6 protein-coding genes and 2 pseudogenes are annotated in these 4,779 nt (G+C 71.2%); 3 read left to right on the plus strand and 5 right to left on the minus strand.

Features of this window, described 5'->3' with window-relative positions; genetic code table 11:
* Window positions 1-114 (plus strand): annotated as a pseudogene (locus MFF42_RS07815) (Asp-tRNA(Asn)/Glu-tRNA(Gln) amidotransferase subunit GatC); the annotation flags it as partial.
* Here MFF42_RS07815 and MFF42_RS07820 read toward each other — a convergent pair.
* Window positions 85-216 (minus strand): annotated as a pseudogene (locus tag MFF42_RS07820) (Asp-tRNA(Asn)/Glu-tRNA(Gln) amidotransferase subunit GatC); the annotation flags it as partial. The pseudogenes MFF42_RS07815 and MFF42_RS07820 sit on opposite strands and share 30 nt — an antisense overlap.
* Before the next feature lie 185 nt (window positions 217-401).
* Window positions 402-572: a hypothetical protein gene (locus MFF42_RS07825; protein WP_238255234.1), complete on the minus strand. Its 171-nt coding sequence runs from the start codon at window positions 570-572 to the stop codon at window positions 402-404.
* A 166-nt stretch (window positions 573-738) separates the two neighbouring features.
* Here MFF42_RS07825 and MFF42_RS07830 point away from each other — a divergent pair, with 166 nt between their 5' ends.
* Both MFF42_RS07830 and ruvX read left to right on the plus strand, forming a co-directional pair.
* Window positions 739-1,317 (plus strand): SMI1/KNR4 family protein, encoded by a 579-nt coding sequence (locus tag MFF42_RS07830; RefSeq protein WP_238255235.1) that lies wholly within the window; start codon window positions 739-741, stop codon window positions 1,315-1,317.
* Window positions 1,314-1,808 carry a Holliday junction resolvase RuvX gene (gene ruvX / locus MFF42_RS07835; protein ID WP_238255236.1) on the plus strand — a complete coding sequence of 165 codons (495 nt, stop codon included), beginning with the start codon at window positions 1,314-1,316 and terminating at the stop codon, window positions 1,806-1,808. The genes MFF42_RS07830 and ruvX overlap by 4 nt, the downstream gene beginning before the upstream one ends.
* A 3-nt stretch (window positions 1,809-1,811) precedes the next feature.
* On the opposite strand, the gene MFF42_RS07840 is transcribed toward ruvX, so the two are convergent.
* From MFF42_RS07840 to MFF42_RS07850, 3 genes are read right to left on the minus strand one after another with little or no spacing between them, the layout of a single operon-like run.
* A complete protein-coding gene (locus MFF42_RS07840; protein WP_238255237.1) occupies window positions 1,812-2,492 on the minus strand; it encodes a DJ-1/PfpI family protein in 681 nt (226 codons plus the stop codon).
* A gap of 27 nt (window positions 2,493-2,519) precedes the next feature.
* Entirely contained in the window at window positions 2,520-3,671 is a 1,152-nt protein-coding gene (locus MFF42_RS07845) for a hypothetical protein (RefSeq protein WP_238255238.1), read from the minus strand.
* Window positions 3,668-4,474, minus strand: coding sequence for an SGNH/GDSL hydrolase family protein (locus tag MFF42_RS07850; protein ID WP_373875154.1), 807 nt, complete (start codon window positions 4,472-4,474; stop codon window positions 3,668-3,670). Before MFF42_RS07850 ends, MFF42_RS07845 begins: the two co-directional genes overlap by 4 nt.
* Window positions 4,475-4,779: the final 305 nt, after the last annotated feature.

Consider the following 4,779-nt stretch of genomic DNA (forward strand, 5'->3'; position numbering starts at 1 on the left):
ATCCTCGCCTTCGTGGAGCAGCTCGGCGCCGTCGATGTCGAGGGCGTCGAGCCGATGACCTCCGTCACCTCGATGCGCATGAAGAAGCGCGCGGACGTGGTGAACGAGGGCGAGGATCGCGTTGAGTTCGCCCTGCAGCGGGCCGACCTCCTCGTCGGTGACCGCGATGCGGGCCAGATGCGCGATGCGCCGTACCGTTGTCTCGTCGACCGACATGCCGCCCGTGTCGCCTCGCCTGCCCGAGCATCGTTCCGAAAGGGCGTTGCCGGCTCTCGGAAAAAGACGATGCGAAACCAAATGCCTCAGCCGCGGGAAACGGTCCGCGTCAGGATCGGCCGGGCTATAGCACCCGCCTTCGCGACGGGGCAACGCTCACGGCCGGGCCGACGCGAGAGGGCAGCTCAGACGATGACGTGGCCCCGCGTCGCCGGCACGTCCACGCTGATGCCGGGGCGGCGGTAGCGTTCGGCGTTGTAGGCCCCGACGACGAGGATCTCGAGAGCGAGCATCAGCATCAGCGTGTGCCGCCGCGAGAGGCGGCCTGATCCGAAGCGGGCGGCAGGCGGCAGCATGGGGGACGGGCGGCTCCGGGGTGGTTAACGAAGCCTTAACACCGCTTTCCATCGCCCGCTCCATCCCGACACCGAGAACCGCCCGGCTTGGTTAATCTGCGCGGTGGACAAGTCCGCGCGGCCGGGCGTAAGCCCGTCGCTCGTCGGGTGCGCGGGAGGCCGGGGCATGTGGGACAGCGTCTTCCGGAGCTTCCGTCCGGGTCTCGTCTCGAGCGAGGCGGATCTCGCCCGCGCCGAGGCGCAGCTCGGCTTCCCCCTCCCCCAGAGCTACCGCAGCTTCGCGCAGGAATGCGGCGCCGGGCGGATCGGCGGGCATCTGCGCATCTTCACCCCGGTTCCGGTGGAGGCGGCCGATCTGGCTTCGCGCGCGCACCTGATTTCGCACGGCGTGGCGCTCGCCCTCGACGGACTGCGCGACGGGGACAGCGACGAACCGCACCGCTTCACCATCGAGGGGGACGCCGACGCCGAGCTGATGGAGCGGGCCTGCTTCTTCGGGCAGACCGAGCGCGGCGACTTCCTGTTCTTCGACGTGACGCCGGGTTTTCCCGAATACGACATCTGGGTGCTGTGCGCCGATCTGGAGACGGTGCATTTCGGCGGTGCCGACCTCGCCACCCTCCTGCGCGGGCTTCAGGGCCTCGAGGTGCTGCACATCCTCGGCGAGGGAGAAGGTCCGCTGCCCGCGACCTTCGAGGGCGACGACGCGGCGGCCCTGCAGCAGCTCGGAGCGGCGGCTTCGTGAACCGGGAGGAGATCGCAGCCTTCGCCGAGGCCTCGGCCGGCGCCCCGCGCCTGATCGGGCTCGATCTCGGCACCAAGACCATCGGGCTCGCCCTGTCCGATGTCGGCCGGCAGATCGCCTCGCCGCTGGAGACGATCCGCCGGGTGAAGTTCACGCCGGACGCGCAGCGGATCGTTTCGCTCTGCGCGACCCACGCCGTCGGCGGCCTCGTGATCGGCCTGCCGCTCAACATGGACGGCACGGAAGGGCCCCGGGCGCAGTCGAGCCGGAGCTTTGCCCGCAACCTCAAGCCGCTGCTGCCGCTGCCGGTCCTGTTCTTCGACGAGCGCCTCTCCACCGCCGCCGTCACCCGCACCCTGCTGGAGGCCGACGCCTCCCGCGCGCGCCGCGGCGAACTCGTGGACAAGCTCGCCGCCGCCTACATCCTGCAGAGCTGCCTCGACGTGATGGGCGGCCTTCTCGGTGAGGCGCAGGAGGCGGACGGCTTCTAGGCCTCAGCCCGGCATCCCCGTCACCCTCGCCACGATCGCCTCCCGCTCCCGGCGCGTCGCCGCCAGCCGCTCGCGAGCGGCGGCGAGGATCTCGGGCGCGGCGGTCTCGGGACGTCCGGCGTCGAAGGGCGGGGCCGGGGCGTATTCCTGATGGAGCTGGATCGCCTTCGCGGTCGCCTCGTCGGTCAGTTCCGCGGCGAGCGTCAGGCCGAAATCGATGCCCGCGGTCACGCCGCCGCCGGTGATCAGGTTGCCGTCACGCACCACGCGCCCCTGCGTCGGGATCGCGCCGAAGGCGGCGAGGAGGTCGTGGGCCGCCCAATGCGTGGTGGCGCGCCGGCCCCGCAGGAGCCCCGCCGCGCCGAGAACCAGGGCGCCGGTGCAGACCGAGGTGAGATAGCGCGCGCCCTCCGCCCGACGGCGCAGGAAGTCGAGGGTCTCGGCATCCTCCATCAGCGGGTTCACGCCCGAACCGCCGGGCACGCAGAGCACGTCGAGGACCGGGCATTCGGCGAAGGTGACGGTCGGCGTCAGCACGAGGCCGGTGGCGCTCGCGACCGGATCCAGCGTTCTCGCGACGAGGTGGACGCGGGCGCCGGGCACCATGGCCAGCACCTCGTAGGGACCGGTGAGATCGAGCTGCTGCACCCGGGGGAAGAGGAGGAAACCGATCTCGATCGTCATGGCCCGTATCCTCCCGTCTCTCGCGGTCTACCGCAGATAGATCACGCTGTAGAGCGAGGCGCGCAACTCGTCCTCGTCGAGCCAGACCCGGCCGAGGTCGCAGCGTTCGCGGATGCCGGGCCGCATCCGGGCGCAGTACTCGCCGGTATTGTCCTGCAGGTGGTACTGGCAGCGCCCGCCCGCCCTGCGCCGGGCGATGATCGGGCTCGAATGGTCGGCGGCGATGTCCGGGTCCTTCGGCAGGCGCTCCTCCAGCACGTACCAGGAATAGCCGATCACCGGCAGCCGGCCCCGGTCGAGGGCGTAGTCGATCATCGCCATCAGCCGGTCGCTGCCGGCCGCGAGGCCGGGCTCCCGGCGCGCCGCCTTGTCCATGAAGTCGAGCTGGTTGTCGGCGATCGAATCCGAGACCGGGACCAGCGGCACCGGCAGGGGCTTCCGCCGGCAGCGCCGCTCGACATGGGCGATCCAGCCGGCGTTGAAGGCATCGGTTGCCGGGTCGCGCAGCCGCGGCACCGTCCCGCCGAGGCTGCGCCACGAGATCTTGGGGGCGGCGACGCGGCTGCGCCAGCGCAGGGCGCCGAAGGTGCGGGCGTGCTGGCCGTAGCCGTCGAAGGAGGGCAGGTCCCGGTCGGTGCAAAGGCCGCCGAGATTGTAGAGGAGCGTCGCCGCCTCCTCCTGCCCGTCCTCCAGCTTGTCGAAATAGGGCTTTCGCTGCGGGTTGCGCTCGCGGCTCGCCTCGGTGTCGTTGCGGCTCTCGGCGATCTCCTCCGCGAGGTCGGGATGCCGGCTCAGGTAGCGCCGCAAGGCGCGGTCGCGGCTGCGCGTCAGGCCGGCCGGGTCAGCGAAGTAGTAGCGGGTGGCCACATCCAGCGCCGAGACGGTGACGCCGACGCGCTGCGAGATCATGTCGGCGGTGGCGTAGGCGAAGCAGATCGCGCTGTCGCCCTGGCTCATCGGCGACAGGGCCGGGTTGGGGCTGATCCGGTCGTCGAGCGGGTGCGTGCCGGGCCGGCGGGCCGGCGCCATCACGGTGACGTCCGCGCAGGTCTTGTTGCGGGCGTAGCGCGGATTCTCGGGCAACAGGCGCAGATCGACCGCCCCGGCGGGCGTGCCCGCGAGCAGAAGACCGGCTGCGAGACAGCGGGCGAAGCGGGCCGCCCCGACGAATCGCGTCAATCCGTCCCCGCCTCGGCGACGGCGACCGGTGCGGCCTCGGCACCGTCGAGCACCGTGTCCTGCGCGGCCTCGGCGAGCAGGGCGTAGCCGCCATCCGCCATGTGCAGGCCGTCGCTCGCGAACAGCTCGGTGCGGGTCAGGCGGCCCTGGCCGATCCAGTCGCGCATCAGGTCGGAGCGGCGGATCACCGGGATGTCGAGGTCGTGGCCCAGCGCGCGTACCGCGTCGCGGAACCGGTCGGCGCCGGGCGTGGCATCCAGCGCCGGGCACCATTGCGGCTCCATCAGCACCACGTCGATGCCCGCCGCGCGGATGCGCTCCAGCGCCGCCGCGCTCGCCTCGCGGAAATGGTCGAGGGAGATGCCGCGCAGCGCATCGTTGCTGCCGGTCTGCCAGATCACGAGATCGGGCCGGGGCGCGATCACGTCCCGGTCGAGCCGGGCCAGCATCTCGTCCACGGCCTCGCCGCCGACGCCGCGGTTCGTCACGGTGATCCGGCCGCCGAGATGCGGCAGGGCGCGCCGCAGCCCCGCTTCGAGGCGGGCGGGATAGGCGGCGGCGGGGTTGCTGGCGCCGACGCCCTCCGTCGAGGAGGAGCCGAAGGCGACGATGGTCAGCGGCCCGCCCAGGGCGATCTTCTGGGCGACGTGCGGAAGGCCGGCGGGCTCCGCGCTCTCGAACAGGCCGAGATCGATGTCGAGGTCGTGCGGCAGCAGGTCGGCGTAGGCGAGCACCGCGGTCGAGGAGAGGGTGAGGCTCAGGATCAGCGCCGTCGCGCCGACGAGCCGCCGCGGACGTCCCATCGGGATTGTCTGCATCCGAGCAAGACGAAGAAACCGCGCCACCGTATTCGAGCCCCCGCCCGCGTGCCGCCTCGTCCGGGGGCCTTCGCGGAACTACCGATATCGCCTCTTCTAGCCGAAACCAGATCGGATTGCGGCCCAATAATCATGATTCGCCACAACGGCAATGCGCGGTGTTTGATGGAGTCTTAAGTTCAGGCGCCGGATGAAAGGGTTTTTGGTCATAGAGCGCCGCGTCCGGCCGTCACGAGGTTTGACACACCATCCGCTTGACCGCTTCGGTCTCTCCTTCGTCCTTGCGAGGC

It is taken from the genome of Methylorubrum podarium, assembly GCF_022179745.1.
Classification (GTDB): domain Bacteria; phylum Pseudomonadota; class Alphaproteobacteria; order Rhizobiales; family Beijerinckiaceae; genus Methylobacterium; species Methylobacterium podarium.